This window comes from Spectribacter hydrogenoxidans, assembly GCF_031846275.1.
In the GTDB taxonomy this organism is placed as follows: Bacteria; Pseudomonadota; Gammaproteobacteria; order Nevskiales; family Salinisphaeraceae; genus Spectribacter; species Spectribacter hydrogenoxidans.
The window spans coordinates 1-676 of sequence record NZ_JAVRIB010000052.1; the positions used below are offsets into that span (position 1 = coordinate 1).

Annotated in this window: 1 pseudogene; it reads left to right on the forward strand. The window is 64.6% G+C overall.

Annotation, left to right across the window (positions count from 1 at the left end):
• A pseudogene (locus tag RM532_RS15835) lies at nt 1-676 on the forward strand (DUF4236 domain-containing protein); the annotation flags it as partial.

Consider the following 676-nt stretch of genomic DNA (forward strand, 5'->3'; position numbering starts at 1 on the left):
CGCGAAGTTCACCTTCGGCACCGCCGGCACGCGCGGGACGGTCGGTATCCCCGGCAGCGGGCTGTACTACACCGAGCACAATCCGCTTGATCGGCGTCGCGGTAAGCGTGGATCACCGGCACCGGAAGGCGAGAGTGCAGCCGACCGCCTGGATCTCGGATTCTTCCGGCGATTGATCACGCCGCCGGAGGAGGAAGCCTTCGTCGATGGCCTTCGCCAGATCCATGAGGGGGATGAGGCCGGGGCCTGGAAAACCCTGATTCAGGCAACGGCGCAGGCCGACGCCGCCTTCATGGCCGGCATACTGGCGCTGAAGCGTAAGCAGCCGGAAGCGGCTATCGATTGTCTCTCATCGGCCCTCGACCGAGGGGAGACGCTGGGCGAGTTGTTCAGAAAGTACGAGATACGCCCAACCGTCAGTCTGAGTATCACCGACCACATCGATGCGCGGATCGAACCGGCGGCCCGAGGCATCGCACTGGCCCTGACCGAGGCCTACCAGATGACGGCGCAGTGGTCGGAGGCACTCGATGTACTCGAGTCCATCCACGCGGCTCAGCCCGAGGATCCGGTGGTGACGCTCTCGATGGTGGAGATCCTGGCGGCCGAGATCGCCACGCCGGAGGCTTACCAGCGGGTCGTGTCGTTGATCAGGGATGCCGACAATACGGACGAA